We start from the raw sequence: 19,063 nt of genomic DNA, 5'->3' as shown, positions 1-19,063 counted from the left end.
GTTTTAATTTCTAACTTCAGCAATTTTTCGTGATAACTTGTCTTATTGAAAAGTACAAAAATCACATTTCATGTAAGCAACAACTTATAATAAACAACAATTACTTTTAATAAGTAACTTCTATAATCATTATACAATAGATTTTGCAAGAAATATACAGTAAATTTCCTGCTAGTTGAGAAAACTCTCCCGTGTATTTCACTGCTATGTAACATGATTACGCTCATTTCAGCTGTACTTTAACAATAACTTTCAACCCTTTTACTACTCACTTCCCATAGATTTTTCATATAATATATAGTTATTTATCTATAATCTTCCCTATGAAAAAGAGAACGTTTTCTTACTTTTTCTTGATAAATCAATTAAGAAATGTAAGACTATACAAATGAGAATAAAAAGGAACATTTGTTCTTATTTTAACAAATATCCTCCCTCCTGTCTACATGATTTCTAAAGTAAATTAAATATTTTTCTGACATTTCTTTCTTTTTCATTTTTTATCTCATACAATAAACATACAGACAGGCAAAGGGGGAGTTTTCAAATGATTGCTTTTTTTATTGATTTTATTACGGTTGCTGCCCTCATCATCGGAATAACAGCATTGATTGGTGTCATTACAAATAGCATCGGCGAAAAGCTCTTTGGTGGAAAAGAAAAAATGAAGTTTGTTAACAAAAGTTTGGATGTACAATCTGGCTGGAACCAAGTTGGCGGAAAAGGCATTTATAAGAAACGAACGTATTAAAAAAAGCAGGTGGTTAGCCTGCTTTTTTTATTTTCCTACGGATGCCCACTTAAAGCTTAATTCACCGCCATATTTGTGGATATACACATCTTTAATCGTTTCTCTTTCTAATATAGATCTGCCGCGTTGGAATACTGGCGCAATTGCTGCATCCTCAAATAAAATTTTCTCTGCTTTTAACAGTTCATTCCAACGTCCTTTTACATCTGAGCCTTCTTGCTTTGCCTTTTTAATAATGTCATCATACTGAGCATTAGAATAAGCCATTTTATTTTGTGAACCATCTGTTATAAACATATCAAGGAATGTGATTGCATCAGGGAAATCAGGTCCCCATCCAGTAAATGAAATATCAAACTGTCCACTATCTTCAAGTTTTAATTTTTGCGCAAATGGTTGCATCTTAATTGTTACTGTTAGACCTGGTAAGTTCTTTTCTAATTCTCCTTTTACATACTCACCAATTTTCTTAGATTCTTCATTATCAAAGTTTAAAAATTCTAGTTCTATTTTATCCTTACCTAATTCTTTCTTGCCTGCTTCCCAGAATTTTTTAGCTTCCTTCACATCGACTTTCGAAAGCTTTCCATTTTCTTTTCTGAAATCTTGCTTATCTGGTCCCTTAACAAAATCAGATGGTACTAAACCATAAGCTCCCTTAGAACCGTTGTTTAAAATAACCTCTCCAATACCATCTCGATCGTATGCACTAGAAATAGCTTTACGAATATTTTTGTTAGCTAATGCCGGATTTTTTTGGTTAAAACGCAAGAAAAATACAGTTGGATCATTAATTGTTTTAAAGTCTTTTTGTCCTTTATACTTATCAACTAACTCCGCTGATAAACCAACTCTGTCAATCGCATTCGTATTATACAAATTAACAGCTGCTCCTGTATCTTTTACAACATTAAAGTTAACTTCTTCTAACTTCACTTCTTTTTGATCCCAATAATTTGGATTTTTCTTTAATTGGAAACTTTGTTCATGTTTCCATTCATTTAATACAAATGGACCGTTATACAGAGTTGTATTTGCTTCCAAACCAAATTTTTCTCCCTGCTCTTTCATATACTTCTCATTTAACGGGAAAAATAGTGGATACACTGTTAAATCGAGAAAGTATGGAACTGGATTATCCAATTCAACTTCTAATGTATAATCATCTATTGCTTTAACACCTAATTGATCTGGTGATAGCTCTCTTTTATTAATTTTTTCTGCATTTTTTACATCTAACATAATATATCCTGATTTTGCTGCCGTATCAGGATTAACAGCTCTTTGCCATGCATAGACAAAATCTTTTGCTGTTACAGGGGCACCATTCGACCATTTAGCGTCTTCCCGCAATTTAAATGTATATTTTTTACCATCTTCTGATTTCGTATGAGATTTTGCCACACCTGGTACTAACTTATCGCCTTTTCCAAGTCGATACAGCCCTTCCATTGTATTATTCATAACTTTTGAAGAAGCAGCATCCGAGGCAAGTGTTGTATCCATTGTCGGAATTTCAGACACTTCTGTTAGATTAATAACTTGCTTCGCGCCGCTTTTTCCGCTATCCCCTTTAGCGTTTGCTTGCGATTCATCTTTTTGATAGCTACATGCCCCTAACATCATGCTCATCGCTACTGTTGATGCTACAAAAACTGGTATCTTTTTTTTCATACTTCCACCCTCCAAAAAAATGTTAACCCTTTCATTTTCAAACAAAAAGAAATATATATATGTTCTAATAATTCATATTATACACACAAATATATTTTTTGTATATTTATATTTCTATTTCATTAAAATTTTTCGTTAAAAAATATACCTTTGTAAACGTTTCATATTGCTGATTATTCATACTAAAGTGTTAAAAATAATATTTTTTATACTTTTCTAAATTATCAGAGAAAAATGAATTTTATATCTCATAATATTTTATGTATAATTATCCTTTTGTTTTTATCATAAAATAGCACTCTCTTCATAATAAAAATATGTAGGCTAAAATGAGTGCAAAGGTTAAGAAAGTATGTTACGATACATTTTGCTAAAAATAGATATCGGTAAAGAGGGGACGGACATGGCAGCAATTCAGGCAAAAAACGGGCCTACTGAGAAATTAAGTTTATTCTTATTAACATGGCCTATTTTTCTAGAAGTTTTTCTTTTTATGTTAATGGGGATCGCTGATACTTTCATGTTAAGTGCATTATCAGACGATGCTGTATCTGGGGTTGGTGCAGCGAATCAATATCTTCATATTGCGATTTTGGTATTAGAAGTCATCGGGAACGGCGCTGCTATCGTTGTATCTCAATACCTCGGTTCCAAACGCTTTATGGAAGCATCTAAAATATCAGCATTAGCCGTCACATTAAATTTAATAGTTGGGCTCGTTATAAGCGCTGGTTTTCTTTTATTTTCGAAACATATGATGCTCGCAATGAACTTACAAGGCGATGTACTAACGTATGCGCAAAACTACTTATCTATCGTCGGAGGAGCCATCTTCCTACAAGCTATTATTAACTCATTAGCCGCAATTATCCGTGTACACGGTTTTACAAAGCAAGCGATGTTTATTTCACTCGGAATGAATATGATTCATATCGCTGGAAACTACGTACTCATTTTCGGGAAATTTGGTTTCCCTGAGCTCGGTGTACAAGGGGCTGCAATTTCTTCCGCTATCAGTCGATTGATCGCACTTATTGTTTTCTTCTGGTTACTATACCGCGTTATGGAATATCGTGTGAAATTACAATATTACTTCACTTTATCCAAAGAATACATTGGGAAAATTTTAAAAATTGGCATTCCATCTGCATTTGAACAAGTGATGTATCAAGCTTGTCAAATCGTCTTCCTTTATTACGCAACGTACTTAGGAACGGAATCATTAGCTGCTAGACAATACGCTACTAACATTTCCATGTTCACTTATTTATTTGCAATTGCAATTGGTATGGGAACAGCCATTATTATTGGCCGCCTCGTTGGTGGTGGCGAAAAAGATGAAGCATACGAACGCTTGTGGAAAAGTGTAAAATGGGCAATTGGTGTAACTTTATGTATGGTCGCTCTCGTTATTACATTCCGTACACAATTAATGGGACTGTTTACAGATAATCCGCACATTATCGGGTTAGGCGCAAGTGTTCTTTTACTAAGTGTACTACTTGAAACAGGACGTACGATGAACATCGTCATCATTAATTCGCTTCGTGCAGCTGGTGATGCAAAATATCCTGTTTTAATCGGTGCATTCTCTATGGTGTTAATGAGTTTACCACTAGGTTACTTTTTCGCCTTTCATTTAGATATGGGGCTCGTTGGTATTTGGCTAGCAATCGCCATCGACGAATGGACACGTGCCATTATTATGTTCTTCCGCTGGAAAAGTAGAGCATGGGAGCGTTATGCGCTTGTTAAACCTGAAGAACAAGAGGAGAATGTTTCTGTTCAAGTTCAGTAATTTTGCATATGGATATCACTAATGATACATGAGATTTATATCGGCGATTCTTTAAATATATCGACTGACCGACAAATGTATACAATTCTTTTATATAGTAGAAAAAGAGCCATCCTTCCATAACAGAAGAATGGCTCTTTTTCTTATTGATAAATCTCTTTATATTTCTTGTACTCCGCTTCCGAACATAGTACGAAATGTCCTGGGCGAATTTCACGCATTGTTGGTGCTTCACTACCATAATTATGCTGTGATGGATCATATACGATACGTTTACGATTGCGCTCATAATCTGGATCTGGAAGTGGAATCGCTGATAATAGTGATTTCGTATATGGATGAATTGGATTCGCATATAATTCATCACTTGTTGTTAACTCAACGATTTGGCCACGGTACATTACACCAATACGGTCACTAATGTATTTTACCATTGATAAATCATGGGCGATGAATAAGTATGTTAAACCTTTTTCTTTTTGTAACTTTTTCAGTAAGTTTACAACTTGCGCCTGAATCGATACGTCAAGTGCTGAGATCGGCTCATCGGCAATGATAAATTCTGGGTCTACAGCAAGCGCTCGAGCGATACCGATACGCTGACGTTGTCCACCTGAGAATTCGTGTGGGAAACGGTTTGCGTGCTCTTTATTTAAACCAACTGTGTTTAATAGTTCATGAACACGGTCCATGCGCTCTTTTTTACTTTTCGCTAGTCCGTGAATATCGATACCTTCTGCAATAATATCCCCTACTGTCATACGAGGGTTTAATGATGCATATGGATCTTGGAAAATCATTTGCATTTTACGGTTGAATTTCTTCAGCTCTGCGCGTGATTTTTTACCATGTACATTTTCACCATCGAATAACACTTCACCAGCAGTTGCATCATATAAACGAATAATCGTTCTTCCAGTTGTCGATTTACCACAACCTGATTCTCCTACAAGACCAAATGTTTCTCCGCGGTAAATATCAAATGAAATATCATTAACCGCTTTGACAACACCACCACTCACGTCGAAGTGCTGCTTTACATTTTTTACTTCAATTAATTTCTCACGTTGTTTAGTCATGTTGTTCACCTGCTTTCATTTGAAGAATGCGTTTTTCAACGACTGCCGGCGGTTTTACTTCTGGAGCTTGCTCGTGAAGTAACCAAGTTGCCGCATAGTGCGTATCACTTACTTTAAATAAAGGTGGGTCCATTTCAAAATCAATTTTCAGTGCCTGTGGGTTACGTGGTGCAAAAGCATCTCCCTTTGGCGGCTTCAATAAATCTGGAGGCGTTCCAGGGATTGCATATAACTCTTCTTCTGAACCATCTAAACTTGGCATAGATGCGATTAAACCCCAAGTATATGGATGTTTCGGATTGTAGAAAATTTCATCTACAGTTCCAATTTCAACAACTTTACCAGCGTACATAACTGCCACTCGGTCCGCAACGTTTGCTACTACACCTAAGTCATGCGTAATGAAAATGATTGCTGCTTCTGTTTTTTGCTGAATGTCTTTCATAAGTTCTAAAATTTGCGCCTGAATCGTAACGTCTAGCGCTGTTGTCGGCTCATCGGCAATTAATAATTTCGGGTTACAAGCTAACGCCATCGCAATAACTACACGCTGTCTCATACCACCTGAGAATTGGTGAGGATATTGTTTTAAACGAGCTTCTGGATTTGGAATACCTACAAGGTCAATTAACTCTAAAGCAACTTTACGTGCATCTGCTTTACTCATCCCTTGGTGTTTAATTAGACCTTCCATAATTTGATTTCCAATTGTCATCGTTGGGTTTAATGATGTCATTGGATCTTGGAAAATCATCGCAATATCTTTACCGCGTACTTGCTGCATTTCTTTTTCTGTTAATTTTGTTAAGTCACGACCTTCAAATACGATTTCACCATTTTTAATGCGTCCAGGAGGATTCGGAATTAATCCCATTAACGCTTTAGAAGTAACTGATTTCCCTGAACCAGATTCTCCTACAATCGCCAATGTTTCTCCTTTTTTCAAATCAAAAGTAACGCCGCGTACAGCTTGTACTTCACCTGCATGTGTATCAAAGGAGACTTGTAAATCTTTTACCTCTAACAATGTTTTCATCTTTGCCTCTCCCCTCTTTTACTTACGCATTTTTGGATCTAACGCGTCGCGTAATCCGTCTGCCATTAAGTTAAACGCTAAAATTAATATACTGATGACAACCGCAGGGATGAACATCATATGCGGATACGTTTGAATAGATTTATAACCATCATTTACAAGAGAACCTAGTGACGCAAATGGTGGCTGAATTCCTAAACCGATGAAACTTAAGAACGCTTCACCAAACACCGCTGATGGAATTGTAAACATTGTCATTACGATAATAGGTCCCATTACGTTTGGAATTAAATGTTTCACAATTAATTGTGTATTTGTTGCACCTAATGTACGAGATGCTAATACATATTCTTGGTTTTTTAACTTTAAGATTTGTCCACGAACAATACGCGACATCCCTATCCAACCTGTAATCGCCATCGCAAGTGTAATTGACCAAATACCAGATCCCATAATGATTACCATTAAAATAACGATGATTAAGTATGGAATACCGTTAATAATCTCCATAATACGTTGCATAATGTTATCTACTCTACCGCCGTAGAATGCTGAAATACCTCCGTATGCAACCCCAATTACTAAGTCAATTGCTGCCGCTAAAAGAGCGATATATAATGATACGCGTGTACCTTCCCATGTTCTTGTCCATAAGTCACGGCCAAGGTCATCTGTACCAAACCAGAAGTACTCTTTAATATCACGTTTTTCATATTGGTCAACACCATATTGATCTGTACCGTCAAATGGTAACCAATGAACATTTTCAATAACTGGAATTTTTGGTGGTAATTTCGCACGACCTAAATCTTGCTCTTTATACGAGTGTTTACTTACCATCGGTCCAAAAATCGCTAATAGCGCAATGATAACTAACAATACAAGGCCAAGCATCGCACCTTTATGTTGGAATAAACGTCTTCTTACATCTTGCCAAAACGTTAAGCTTGGACGGGCAATGACTTCATTATCAACATTATTTTGATTGGCTTGTTGAAATAAATCTGGAGATAATTTTTGTACATCTTTCATCATTTTTTCCCTCCCGCTAAACGAATACGAGGATCAATAATTCCGTATAAAATATCGACAATGAAAATAACTAAAATGAAGATCGCACTATAGAAAATCGTAGTTCCCATAATAACTGTATAGTCATTTAAAGTAATCGATTTAACGAATTGTTCCCCAAGTCCTGGTACAGCATAAATTTGCTCGATAACAAGTGTTCCTGTAATTAATGCCGCAACCATTGGTCCTAAAATTGTTACAACTGGAATTAACGCGTTACGAAGTGCATGTTTGACAATGATAACGCCTTGGCTAATTCCTTTCGCTTTCGCTGTTAAAATGTAATCGGCTTGCATAACTTCAATTAATTCTGCACGAGAGAAACGTGCGATTGTCGCGATAACTCCCATCGATAATGCAATTGTAGGCATTACAGTAAACTCTGGTCCTTTCCAGAATGCTACTGGGAACCAGCCTAGTTTTACCCCTACGAAATATTGCAGTAATGCGGCGAATACGAATGATGGTACCGACATTCCGAGTACCGAAATAACTGTTGCACTATAATCTACCCACGTATTATTACGAAGTGCGGCAACAATACCTAAAATTAAACCGATAAATGTTCCTAATATAATCGCTTGTAAACCTAATTGGGCTGATGGTCCAATACGATCCACAATCATGTCTGTTACTGGGCGGTTATCATATTGGAATGATACCCCTAAATCACCTTTTGCTAAGTTACCTAAGTAACGTGCATATTGAACTGGTACCGGATCATTCAATCCGTATTTTTCAAGAATGATTTCTTTTTGTGCCGGTGATAGCTTCTCCTGGTTTTTAAGCGGAGAACCCGGAAGTAATTTCATCAAAAAGAAAGTCATTGTAGTAATTAAAAATAATGTCAAAGCCATGTACACGAAACGTTTTAATACATAACGTCCCATAGTCAAGCACCTCCCCGTTTTTCTCAAAAGCAATAAGATAGTTTAAAATATTCTTACTTTTATTTTTTTAAAATAAGAGCATATGCCCATCATAGGCATATACCCTTGTAAACGATGGAAAAAAAAGATTATTTTTGTTCAACAGATGCCCATTTGTAAGTTAATTTACCACCATAGTTAATTGGGATAATATCTTTTACGGCACCTTTTACTACATACGCTGAACCTTTTTGGAAGATTGGAGTGATAACTGCATCCTCTTTAATTAACATCTTCTCTACTTCTAGAAGGTTGTCCCAGCGAGCTTGTAAATCTTTTGTATCTGTTTTAGCTTTTAGGATTAACTCATCATATTTCTGATTAGAATACCCTGTTTTATTTTGAGAACCATTCGTAACAAACATATCTAAATATGAGATTGGATCTGGGAAATCTGGTCCCCAAATACCAAACGCAATATCATATTGCTGAGAATCTTCTAATTTATTTTTTTGTGCGAATGGTTGCTGTTTAATTTTAATTGATAAACCTGGTAAGTTCTTTTCCATCTCACCTTTTAAGAATTCCCCAACTTTTTTAGCATCTTCATTATCAAAGTTTAAGAATTCTAGTTCGATTTTATCAGTTCCAAGCTCTTTCTTCGCTGTTTCCCAAAGCTTTTTTGCTTCTTTTGGATTTGTTTCAACTAGCTTTCCATTTTCAGCTCGGAAATCTTTTTTATTTGGACCTTCAGCGAAATCTTTTCCAACAAATCCGTAAGCTCCAATTGCGCCGTTATTTAAAATAACTTTTGCAATGTTATCACGGTCAAAGGACATTGAAATTGCTTTTCTTAAGTTTTTATTACTTAAGTATTGATTACTTTGATTAAATCTTAAGTAAGCAACTCCTGCTTCTTTTCTTGTTTGGAATTCTGGGCTTTTTCTAAACTTATCAACAAATTCAGACGTTAAAGCCGCTCGATCAATCGCGTTTGTCTCATATAAATTTACATCAGTTGCTGTATTTTTTACAATATTAAAGTTGATTTCTTCGATTTTAACCGTTTTATTATCCCAATATGAAGGATTCTTCTTGAATTGGAAACTTTGTTCATGTTTCCAATCACTCATAACGAATGGACCGTTATATAATGTTGTATTTGCCTCTAAACCAAATTTATCACTTTGTGCTTTTACAAAGTTTTCATTTAGTGGGTAAAATACTGGATAAACTGTTAAATCTATAAAGTAAGGAACGGGATTGTCTAATTCTACTTCTAATGTATAATCATCAATCGCTTTTACACCTAATTGGTCAGCAGGTAATTCTTTTTTATGAATTTTCTCTGCATTTTTAATATCGAACATAATGTATGAATACGTTGCTTTTGTATCTGGATTTACTGCTCTTTTCCATGAATACACAAAGTCTTTAGCTGTTACAGGTTCCCCATTCGACCATTTCGCATCTTTTCTTAATTTAAATATGTATTTCTTCCCATCATCTAGCTTTTCGACATCTTCTGCAACTCCAGGCATTCTCTTTTGATCTTTGCCAATACGATATAAACCTTCCATCGTATTATTTAATGCTGTAGAAGATGAAGAATCAGATGCTAATGATGCATCCATTGACGGAATTTCAGATAACTCTGTTAAATTAAGAATCTGTTTTCCGTTACTACTACTCGTAGCGTTCTCTTTCCCTTTTGCTTTTGCGTCATCTTTTTGGTAGCTACACGCGCTAAGCAACATACTTGCAGTTAAAGTTGATGCAAGTAATAACGGTATCTTTTTCTTCATGTTGTGTTGCCTCCCCTAATTGCACTTCCTGTACCCTCACTTGTTAAAAAGTAGAATTGAAAGAATAATCTCCAAGTTTCTACAATTTTCATTATACATATAATATAACAATTGTGAATATAGTTTTTTGTTTTTTTGTTAAAATTTTTAATAAAATATTTATATTTTTAATTTTTCGTAAAGGGATACATTAACATTGCTACCATCATCTTAAAATCAGACCTTTAATTGCGTATAATTTTCAAAAAATTAATCCTAGTACTTATTATAGCTTTTATAGTATAATAATTCTAGTAATATTTTGACGGAGGGGAATATTTTGAATAAAGTTTTTTTTCATACTTGTATACTAATTTTTATAGCGATGATTGCTTCTAGTATTGGTGCATTCCTCATTTCATCTCAATTTTTGTTGAACTTTGTCAACATTTTGTTTTATATTGCACTGTTTTTTATTCTTATCGGCGGTTTTTTATACATATTTCAAAATGGTTTTTTCAATGTAACCATTTACGCATTCCAAAGAGTATTTGGTACGAACAAAAAGATTGACTCTTTAATTGAAGAAGTCGAGGAACCTACAGATAAGAAAGAACGTATTTATAAAACATATTCATTCAAATGGACATATCCAATTTGTATTACAGGTATCTTCCTTGGGTTGTTCTCGACCCTTATTAGCTTTACTATTTTGATGTAGTTTGCAAACACTATCCCATATGATATAATAATCAGCAAAACATTTTGTTATAAAACTTTAGTTCTTTCATATTAAAAGAGCTCAAGTAACAATAAATAAATTTATATGTATGCGATGATAAAGAAGAGTACATATTGAGGCAATTTCAGAGAGCTTGTGGTTGGTGTGAACAAGTAATTGTACAGTATGGAATGGGCTTTTGAGCACCAAACCGAACCGAAAGTAGTAGGCTTTGGCGTTATATCCTAACGTTATTATGGATTAGAGAGATTTCACAGTAGTGAAATAATTAGGGTGGTACCGCGGTCCATTCGTCCCTATAGTTTTTGGGATGAATGGGCTTTTTTGTTTGCCTTCTCTCCCCCCCATCACGCATTCAATTTTAGGAGGAATTACTTATGTCAGTTATCTTTTCTGGTATTCAGCCAAGTGGAACGATTACACTTGGAAACTATTTAGGCGCAATGAAGCAGTTTACAGAGCTTCAAAATGAACACGACTGTTATTTCTGTATTGTAAACCAACATGCGATTACAGTACCTCAAGATCCCGTCGGACTTCGTAAAAACATCCGCAGTCTTGCTGCACTTTATGTAGCATGCGGCATCGATCCTGAAAAAGCTACTTTATTTGTACAATCAGAAGTACCAGCACACGCTCAATTAGGATGGATCATGCAATCTGTTGCTTACGTTGGAGAATTAGAACGTATGACGCAATATAAAGATAAAGCTTCGGGTAGAGATTCAGTTCCAGCTGGATTACTTACGTATCCACCATTAATGGCTGCTGATATTTTACTTTACAACACTGAAATCGTACCAGTTGGTGATGACCAAAAGCAACATATGGAATTAACACGCGACCTAGCAGAGCGTTTCAACAAACGCTTCCGTGAAGTGTTCACAATTCCTGAAATTCGTATTCCAAAAGTAGGCGCTCGCGTTATGTCATTAACAGAACCTACGAAGAAAATGAGTAAATCTGATCCGAATCCAAAATCAATGATCAGTATGCTTGATGAACCAAAAACAATTGAAAAGAAAATTAAGAGTGCTGTTACTGACTCTGAAGGTATTGTGAAATTTGATAAAGAAAACAAACCTGGTATCTCTAACTTATTAACAATCTACTCTTCATTCTCTGGAAAAACAGTTGAAGAAATTGAAGCAATGTACGAAGGAAAAGGATACGGCGACTTCAAAGGCGACCTAGCGCAAGTAGTCGTAGAAGCAATTCGTCCAATCCAAGACAAATATAACGAACTAATCAACTCACCAGAACTAGACGAAATTCTAGACAAAGGTGCAGAAAAAGCAAACCGCGTTGCATTCAAACAACTACGCAAAGTAGAAAACGCAATGGGACTAAGCAGAAAACGTAGGTAACTTATATAAAGCGAAGGCGGCTCGTTCAGCTCTGACTGGCTAAGGTTCTTTCGCATAGAAGACGCTTTTTGTCTTCTTATGCGGAAGGTTGTTAGACACGAAGAGCTTGCCGCCGAAGCTAAGTTACAACAAATTAAAAAACCGCCAATTGGCGGTTTTTTAATTTACCTTTTGCTCATTTTCCATTTCCCATAACTTTTCAAAAAATGGCTGTCCTTTTACGAGACGCTCGCATAATTGTTCATGCTTATCAGACCAGCCTGTTTTCGCTTCATCATACAGCTTAACCCAAATATCTTCAAATTCCATATGTTGAACCATTCCATATGCTGATGGATCCCACTCTGTGAACCAATAGCGAATTTCTGCTGTATTTTTCGTTGTATGTAATTGATCTAACGCCATAAATAATAATTGTTTTAGCTGTCTTTCTTTACGAGTCAAGCCATTCATAATGAAAGGCGATGGTGATAAAATGTGATGTTCTTTTTCTGTTTCTTCTACTTGGAACTCATACTTTTCTGCTTGTACATTTTCTACCATCTCATATACCATCTGCTCTTGGCGTGGTATAAGTCTGCTTTTGCGAATTGGTACATTGTAACCAATTGTGTCAATCGCAATAATTCCTTTTCCATCTGTAACAACAAAGCAATACTCTTGCTGCAAACGTTCATGATTTTTACGAATATAAGCCTTATGATGTACGTCTTCCAGCATTTTTTGCGGAAGCTCTAACAATTCGTTCTCGATGTAATGATATAATGTGGCATCTACTTTTAATAATGGCACTTGATCTAATAGCTCAATCGTATCATCTTTCCGCCATTCGTAAAAATGACAAACGTTATACCCATTTTCTTCACCTTCAAACCAATTTACCCATACATCATGTAGATATAACATTCACTACCCCTCACTTCACTACTGTTTGTACCAATCATTATGTTCATTTTTGCTTAACTTTATTCCACTTGAGGAAATATATTCTAATTATTATTTTTTCTTCTATTAATACTAAAAAAACAGGAAATAGAACTCCTGTTTTTTTATATATGAAATGTACTTGCTTTATTCAATATTTCTTTTGCATCTATAGATAATAAAGAAAGTGTATCTTCTCCTTCCAAAGTTACACAATCTTTGACAATATGAAATCCAAGCGCATAACCAAGCATCTTCGGATAAGAGTGAAAGCCATTTAATAAGATGTCATGTTCCCTTGTTCCTCGTTTTATACTTATTCTTTCATGTACAATATTTTTCCAATAATAAATAGCCTCTTCCTTTGAAAGATACGCCGTCCACGGTGCATTGTTTTTTTCTGTATACCTTTCTGTTACTGCTTGTTCAGCTAGCCCTTCCATAATCATCGTATCAAGTAATGTATATTCTGTTTCTTTCGTCTCAATTTGATGTAACCTGCATATGTGATGATATTCATGCGCTAATAACACTTTTAATTCTTCTACCGAATTCCGTCCACATACGAATAAGAAAATAACATGACGCATAGATAATCCAGCCCTACCGTTATACTCTTCTTGTACAGTTCGATTATAGGAATCTGATAATAAAATAAAGACAGGGACATCTGGACCTTTTAACCAGTTTTTCAGTTTATCATACTCCAGGCTCAATTCTTTCCAAATTTCCTTTTCCTCTAATTCTTTAATTTCCTTTTCTCCGCGCATGATCGGGCGATACATCCCTTTTGAAATTAAAAAGCGATACAACCTTTCTTTTGGCAACGGAATATACTTCGTAAATTTCTCACAAAGTTTTTCTGGCCGCCCATAATATAAATGTAGCCATTCAGCTGTTTCAACAATCCCCATCTTTATCCCTCCTTTTTCTTATGTATATGCTACAGGAGAAAAAGGCGTAAAAATAAATAAGGAGTTTTTTCGCAATATATTGCGAAAAAACTCCTTATTTCATCTATTATTTATACGATTTAAATACTAACACTGCGTTATGACCACCAAATCCTAATGAGTTACTTAATACTGCATTTACTTCTTGGTGTCTCGCTTGATTCGGTACGTAATCTAAGTCACATTCTGGATCTGGTGTCTCATAGTTAATTGTTGGCGGAATTACTCCGTCTGTAATTGATTTAATAGAGAAAATCGCTTCAACAGCACCAGCTGCTCCTAATAAGTGACCTGTCATTGATTTCGTTGAGCTAATCGCTACTTTATACGCGTGCTCACCGAAAGTTTCTTTAATTGCCATCGTTTCATATTTTTCATTCGCATCCGTACTTGTACCATGCGCATTAATGTAATCAATATCTTCTGGCTGTAGGCCTGCATCAGCTAAAGCTTGACGCATTGCACGCACTCCGCCTTCACCACCAGGAGCAGGCATTGTAATATGGAACGCATCTCCAGTTGCACCATAACCAGCAATTTCCGCGTAAATGTGAGCACCACGCGCTAATGCGTGCTCTAATTCTTCAAGAATTAGAATACCTGAGCCTTCACCCATTACAAAACCGCTACGGTTTTTATCAAATGGACGGCAAGCCGTTGCTGGGTCTTCATTAAATGTTAATGCTTTCGCTGAGCTAAATCCTGCGAATGCCATACTTGTTAGCGGTGCTTCTGCTCCGCCTGTAATCATTGCATCAGCATCACCACGCTGAATTGCTTTAAATGCATCACCAATTGAGTTTGCACCAGATGCACAAGCCGTTACAGAACAAGTGTTAATTCCTTTTGCTCCTGTTGCGATTGATACTTGACCTGCTGCCATATCCGGAATCATCATCGGTACGAAGAATGGGCTCACGCGGCGTGGGCCTTTCTCAGTAAAAATCTTAAATTGTTCTTCGTATGTTTCCATACCGCCAATACCTGATCCAATCCATACACCAATTCGAGGTCCGTTTTCTTCTGTAATTTCAAGCTTTGCATCTGCAACTGCCATTTTCGCTGCTGCTACTGCATATTGTGTAAAGCGGTCCATACGGCGCGCTTCTTTTTTATCAATATATTTCTCGACTTCAAAGTCGTTAATTTCCGCTGCTACTTTTGCTGGAAATAGTTCCGGATCAATTCTTGTAAGTCGTCCGATTCCAGATACACCCTTTTTAATGTTTTCCCATGCTGTTTCAACATCTGTTCCGACCGGTGTAACAGCTCCTAGTCCTGTAATTACGACCCTCTTTTTTTCCATACAAAATACACTCCTTTTTTTCTCTCAGTCCTTATTTACCCCAACGAAGAGCGACTGCTCCCCATGTTAATCCGCCACCAAAACCAACAAGTATAATTAAATCACCATCTTGAATACGTCCATTTTGCAATTCCTCTACCATTGCAATTGGAATTGAAGAAGCTGATGTATTACCAAACTTTTCAATTGTCATACTCATTTTTTCTTGTGGTAAATTTAATCTCTCTCTTGCAGATTCCATAATACGAATATTCGCTTGATGCGGTACTAAGAAATCCACATCCTCTTTTGTAAGACCAGCCTTATCCAGCACGCGAAGACAAGATTCACCAAGTTGACGAACGGCAAATTTAAAGACTTCTCTGCCATTCATCATAACATACTCGTCTTGATATAGATGCTTACCGCCGCTTCCGTCTGCACCTAATTCGAAAGATAGAACGCCTCTTCCTTCTGAAACTGCTCCCATTACGATAGCACCGGCTCCGTCTCCAAATAATACCGCTGTATTTCGATCATTCCAGTCTACAATTTTAGATAGCTTATCACTACCAACTACTAATACGTTTTTATAAGTCCCCGTTTGAATAAATTGCTGCGCTGTAATCATTCCGTACATAAAACCAGCGCATGCTGCACCTACATCCATTGCAGCTGCATGTTTCGCTCCAATCGCTTCTTGAATGACACAAGCTACTGCTGGAAACGCACGATCTGGTGTTACTGTCGCCACTAAAATAAGATCGATATCTTCTCCGCTAACCCCTGCATCTTCAAGTGCTTTTTTTGCAGCCTCTACGGCCATATATGAAGTATCTATTGTATCATCGGCAATGCGTCTTTCTGCAATTCCCGTTCTCGTACGAATCCATTCATCGGATGTATCCATTATTTTTTCTAAATCGTGATTTGTGACTACTTTTTCTGGCACATATCTTCCGATCCCTAAAATGCCCACGTTCACATCGCAGCCCTCCGTTTTATATCAATTATTATGACTTGGTACTAATTTTAAAACATAAATGTATTTTTGTCTAGAATATATTTCGCATAAAACAGAAAGCTAACGCATTATCCACTTTATTTTTCATTAAAAGAAACAGAAACATACCTCTCAAATATAAAAAGACTCAAACCCTTCTGTTCACGGTTCGAGCCTCTCTTCCATCTAAAAATATGTTTTTTATTCTTTATCTGCTTTTCTTCTAAACTAGAGAGTTCTCCTCACTACCTTTCCTTTATCCTCTTCATATCTCTGGTTTTCCCCCAGGCGAGAATAAAAAAGGCCCTGACCGCTTCTATCCACAGTTCGAGCCTCTCTTCCACCTTAAAAAGATGCTTTTTATTCTTTATCTACTTTCCTTCTAAACTAGACAGTTCTCCTCACTACTTTTCCTTTATCCTCTTCATATCTCTGGTTTTCCCCCAGGCGAGAATAAAAAAGGCCCTGACCGCTTCTATCCACGGTTCGGGCCTCTCTTCCATCTTAAAAAGATGCTTTTTATTCTTTATCTGCTTTCCCAAGCTCGTAAGCTTCGTTCATAACTTTCATTAACAACTCTAACACCGGCTGTGCCTTCTCCATATCAAGTGCAATTCCATTATCATCTAAAATTGCCTTTGCTTCCGGTAAATGCTTCATTGCGATTTGTAAAAACTGCATGCTTTTTTCGTTCATATTATACTCTTCCTCTCCATTAAAACTTTCACATACAATAGTGTAACACGCGTACTACCCTTCGTATAACTCTTTATATTTTTTCATGTGTGCCAGTTGCTTATTTAAACCGTATTCTAACGGAGTATTTCTTTTTATTGAAATTACTTCGATAGCCTCATCTCTTACTTCGTTATTATTTTTATTTACTTTATCATCCGCGCGTAAAAGATTCATACCTTTTTCCCATAATGACTGTTTACCACTAAGTAAATTGTATATACCAAGATGCGCCCCGTTCGTTCCATGTTCCCATAAGTATTCACATACATCTTCAACGTAAAGTAAATCATTCCCCTTTTCCTCAATCGTACAACGCCACTCTTTTTCAACTAATTCTGATAAAATAAGCTGATGAAACATCATAAAGGACGGTTGCCACGGTCCATATAATGTTGGAACTCGAAATACACTATATTGTAAATTCCCTTTTTTCAATCCTTCTTCTACTTTCAAAAATAGGCGCTTATTTTCGGATTCATCTGTACTGCCTACTTCAATAGAAGAAATTAAATTTAACTTCACTTTTTGTTCTTCACACATTCTTATAATTCGCTTTAAATATTGTAATATGACTCTTTCATTCCGAAATCCACTTTGCTGATTTGGCTCATATAAGCAAAAATAAACAGTATCGAATCTCTCTTCCTCAACCGATCTCCATCCATCTTCATCTCTTATCGAATAATACGTAAATAACGCATTTCGCCCAATTAATAATAACTTCTCTTCATTAATTTTGGTCATACTATCGAATTCATCAAAATCAAGACCATAGACTTCCACTTCTTCTGCAATCATTTTATTTACAAGGTGATAACCTACAAACGTAAGTGCACCTATTATCAGCACGCGTTCCATACCACCAACCCTTTCCCTCTGAAACAAATAGCTCCTCATTTATGTATATGGGAGCTTCATAATTCTTCTTCATATTTTTTAAAGAAATCAGTCGTTTGCCTAACCATTTTATATTTCACATCTTGCAGATGGAACAAGACAGAAGTATCACATTGATTTAGTTGCCTCATTTTCTCATATCTACGCAACTGCTGTTTTCTTCCTCTTTTTTCTTGTGTTGATACGAAAATTTTAACAGGTACACAAGATGGAAGAAGCGTAAATGATTTCTTATTTATTTTTGATTCTAATTCTTCTTCTTTGGCATCATACGCCAAACTTAATTCCTTCACGAGTCTCTTGTAAAAAAATTTATGCTCTTTCTCAAAACTTACATATTCCGGTAAATCTAAACACGGATTTAGCATAACAACAGAACGAATACATTCAGGATATTTGTTCATCATTTCAAGTGCTACAAGCGCTCCCATACCATCTGCCATAATGTGCATTTTCGCATTTAACGTCTCTTTTCTCAAAACAACATCATATAAACGTTTTGCCAGACGAACAGATTGATCGTTTCCCCAATGTCTTCCGTATAAATTAGAGGAAAAGACCGTGTAGCCTTGTTCAATAAGACCATGTAAAAAATAAGATTTACCCGCATGTTGTGTCCATAAACTTGTACCATTCTCAATAAAGTAGTTATAATCACCGAGGAGCATAACAGAAAATCCATTTGGCTTCTCCGGTAAATAAATGACACATGGTTCTTTTTCTAAGTAAAAAAAACGTTCCGTAATACTCATTTTTCCCCCGCCTTATTTTCTAAACATATAAAAGTACTCTTTTATAATGTATGAACGGAATGCAAATTTGCGTTGAAAAATCTACAAATATTTTTCTATATTCTTTTTTCAATTGTGTTACAATAAGGACAGATTGAACGAATAGAGGTGTAAAATATGCGTTTCATTTGGGCATTAATTTGGTCGTTCTTACTTGTACATATGATGAGCTATGTAATCGGCTCTATGACTGGCGGTACATACGACTTTAACCAAGCGTCTATTTTCTCAGTTGTTCTTGCTGTGTTAGTACTAGCAATTTCAGCTGCAATTCCAAACGAGCCAGTAGAACAACACTAAA

The 19,063-nt window shown here is 36.0% G+C and carries 18 protein-coding genes and 1 other annotated feature; of the genes, 5 read left to right on the top strand and 13 right to left on the bottom strand.

All coding sequences use genetic code 11. The features are described from left to right. Window positions 1-547 precede the first annotated feature (547 nt). Window positions 548-751, top strand: coding sequence for a hypothetical protein (locus tag HFD78_RS01955; RefSeq protein ID WP_000559971.1), 204 nt, complete (start codon window positions 548-550; stop codon window positions 749-751). A 27-nt stretch (window positions 752-778) separates the two neighbouring features. Here the strand turns inward: HFD78_RS01955 and HFD78_RS01950 are convergent, their stop codons facing one another. Further along, window positions 779-2,425: a peptide ABC transporter substrate-binding protein gene (locus HFD78_RS01950; protein ID WP_000727251.1), complete on the bottom strand. Its 1,647-nt coding sequence runs from the start codon at window positions 2,423-2,425 to the stop codon at window positions 779-781. Window positions 2,426-2,777: 352 nt separating this feature from the next. Between HFD78_RS01950 and HFD78_RS01945 the strand changes: the two genes are divergently transcribed. After that, window positions 2,778-4,223 carry an MATE family efflux transporter gene (locus tag HFD78_RS01945; RefSeq protein WP_009327244.1) on the top strand — a complete coding sequence of 482 codons (1,446 nt, stop codon included), beginning with the start codon at window positions 2,778-2,780 and terminating at the stop codon, window positions 4,221-4,223. Between the two features lie 143 nt (window positions 4,224-4,366). Here the strand turns inward: HFD78_RS01945 and HFD78_RS01940 are convergent, their stop codons facing one another. From HFD78_RS01940 to HFD78_RS01920, 5 genes are all read right to left on the bottom strand, one after another. Then, the gene (locus HFD78_RS01940) at window positions 4,367-5,302 is read right to left on the bottom strand and encodes an ABC transporter ATP-binding protein (protein ID WP_000166348.1); all 936 of its coding nucleotides are present in this window, start codon (window positions 5,300-5,302) and stop codon (window positions 4,367-4,369) included. Beyond that, on the bottom strand, window positions 5,295-6,338 hold the full coding sequence (locus HFD78_RS01935; protein ID WP_000854346.1) for an ABC transporter ATP-binding protein: 1,044 nt from the start codon (window positions 6,336-6,338) through the stop codon (window positions 5,295-5,297). Before HFD78_RS01935 ends, HFD78_RS01940 begins: the two co-directional genes overlap by 8 nt. Before the next feature lie 18 nt (window positions 6,339-6,356). Beyond that, a complete protein-coding gene (gene opp3C / locus HFD78_RS01930; protein ID WP_000974106.1) occupies window positions 6,357-7,373 on the bottom strand; it encodes an oligopeptide ABC transporter permease in 1,017 nt (338 codons plus the stop codon). After that, window positions 7,370-8,299: an oligopeptide ABC transporter permease gene (gene opp3b / locus HFD78_RS01925; protein ID WP_000534172.1), complete on the bottom strand. Its 930-nt coding sequence runs from the start codon at window positions 8,297-8,299 to the stop codon at window positions 7,370-7,372. The genes opp3C and opp3b overlap by 4 nt, the downstream gene beginning before the upstream one ends. Window positions 8,300-8,427: 128 nt before the next feature. After that, window positions 8,428-10,083 (bottom strand): peptide ABC transporter substrate-binding protein, encoded by a 1,656-nt coding sequence (locus HFD78_RS01920; RefSeq protein ID WP_000727218.1) that lies wholly within the window; start codon window positions 10,081-10,083, stop codon window positions 8,428-8,430. Between the two features lie 319 nt (window positions 10,084-10,402). Between HFD78_RS01920 and HFD78_RS01915 the strand changes: the two genes are divergently transcribed. Beyond that, window positions 10,403-10,783: a DUF3899 domain-containing protein gene (locus HFD78_RS01915; RefSeq protein ID WP_001044997.1), complete on the top strand. Its 381-nt coding sequence runs from the start codon at window positions 10,403-10,405 to the stop codon at window positions 10,781-10,783. Window positions 10,784-10,888: 105 nt separating this feature from the next. Further along, window positions 10,889-11,105 (top strand) — a binding site (T-box leader). Window positions 11,106-11,181: 76 nt separating this feature from the next. Next, window positions 11,182-12,171, top strand: coding sequence for a tryptophan--tRNA ligase (trpS, locus tag HFD78_RS01910; RefSeq protein WP_000110985.1), 990 nt, complete (start codon window positions 11,182-11,184; stop codon window positions 12,169-12,171). A gap of 159 nt (window positions 12,172-12,330) precedes the next feature. Here the strand turns inward: trpS and HFD78_RS01905 are convergent, their stop codons facing one another. From HFD78_RS01905 to HFD78_RS01875, 7 genes are all read right to left on the bottom strand, one after another. Beyond that, window positions 12,331-13,077, bottom strand: a complete 747-nt coding sequence (locus tag HFD78_RS01905) for a YjbA family protein (RefSeq protein ID WP_000966128.1) — start codon at window positions 13,075-13,077, stop codon at window positions 12,331-12,333. Between the two features lie 143 nt (window positions 13,078-13,220). Then, window positions 13,221-14,009 carry a DUF2268 domain-containing putative Zn-dependent protease gene (locus HFD78_RS01900; RefSeq protein ID WP_000513275.1) on the bottom strand — a complete coding sequence of 263 codons (789 nt, stop codon included), beginning with the start codon at window positions 14,007-14,009 and terminating at the stop codon, window positions 13,221-13,223. 106 nt (window positions 14,010-14,115) lie between these two features. After that, on the bottom strand, window positions 14,116-15,354 hold the full coding sequence (gene fabF / locus HFD78_RS01895) for a beta-ketoacyl-ACP synthase II (RefSeq protein WP_000412656.1): 1,239 nt from the start codon (window positions 15,352-15,354) through the stop codon (window positions 14,116-14,118). A 31-nt stretch (window positions 15,355-15,385) separates the two neighbouring features. After that, window positions 15,386-16,318, bottom strand: coding sequence for a beta-ketoacyl-ACP synthase III (gene fabH / locus HFD78_RS01890; RefSeq protein WP_001100533.1), 933 nt, complete (start codon window positions 16,316-16,318; stop codon window positions 15,386-15,388). 537 nt (window positions 16,319-16,855) lie between these two features. After that, window positions 16,856-17,032 carry a ComZ family protein gene (locus HFD78_RS01885; RefSeq protein ID WP_001986215.1) on the bottom strand — a complete coding sequence of 59 codons (177 nt, stop codon included), beginning with the start codon at window positions 17,030-17,032 and terminating at the stop codon, window positions 16,856-16,858. 54 nt (window positions 17,033-17,086) lie between these two features. Then, the gene (locus tag HFD78_RS01880; RefSeq protein WP_002102826.1) at window positions 17,087-17,959 is read right to left on the bottom strand and encodes an NAD-dependent epimerase/dehydratase family protein; all 873 of its coding nucleotides are present in this window, start codon (window positions 17,957-17,959) and stop codon (window positions 17,087-17,089) included. A 29-nt stretch (window positions 17,960-17,988) separates the two neighbouring features. Beyond that, the gene (locus HFD78_RS01875; protein ID WP_000028691.1) at window positions 17,989-18,723 is read right to left on the bottom strand and encodes a lipase family protein; all 735 of its coding nucleotides are present in this window, start codon (window positions 18,721-18,723) and stop codon (window positions 17,989-17,991) included. A 156-nt stretch (window positions 18,724-18,879) separates the two neighbouring features. On the opposite strand from HFD78_RS01875, the gene HFD78_RS01870 reads away from it, so the two are divergent. Beyond that, on the top strand, window positions 18,880-19,062 hold the full coding sequence (locus HFD78_RS01870) for a YjzD family protein (protein ID WP_001211116.1): 183 nt from the start codon (window positions 18,880-18,882) through the stop codon (window positions 19,060-19,062). Window position 19,063 lies beyond the last annotated feature (1 nt).

It is taken from the genome of Bacillus sp. EKM501B (assembly GCF_011800505.1).
GTDB lineage: Bacteria > Bacillota > Bacilli > Bacillales > Bacillaceae_G > Bacillus_A > Bacillus_A cereus.
This window is presented reverse-complemented; position numbering and strand designations above follow the sequence as displayed.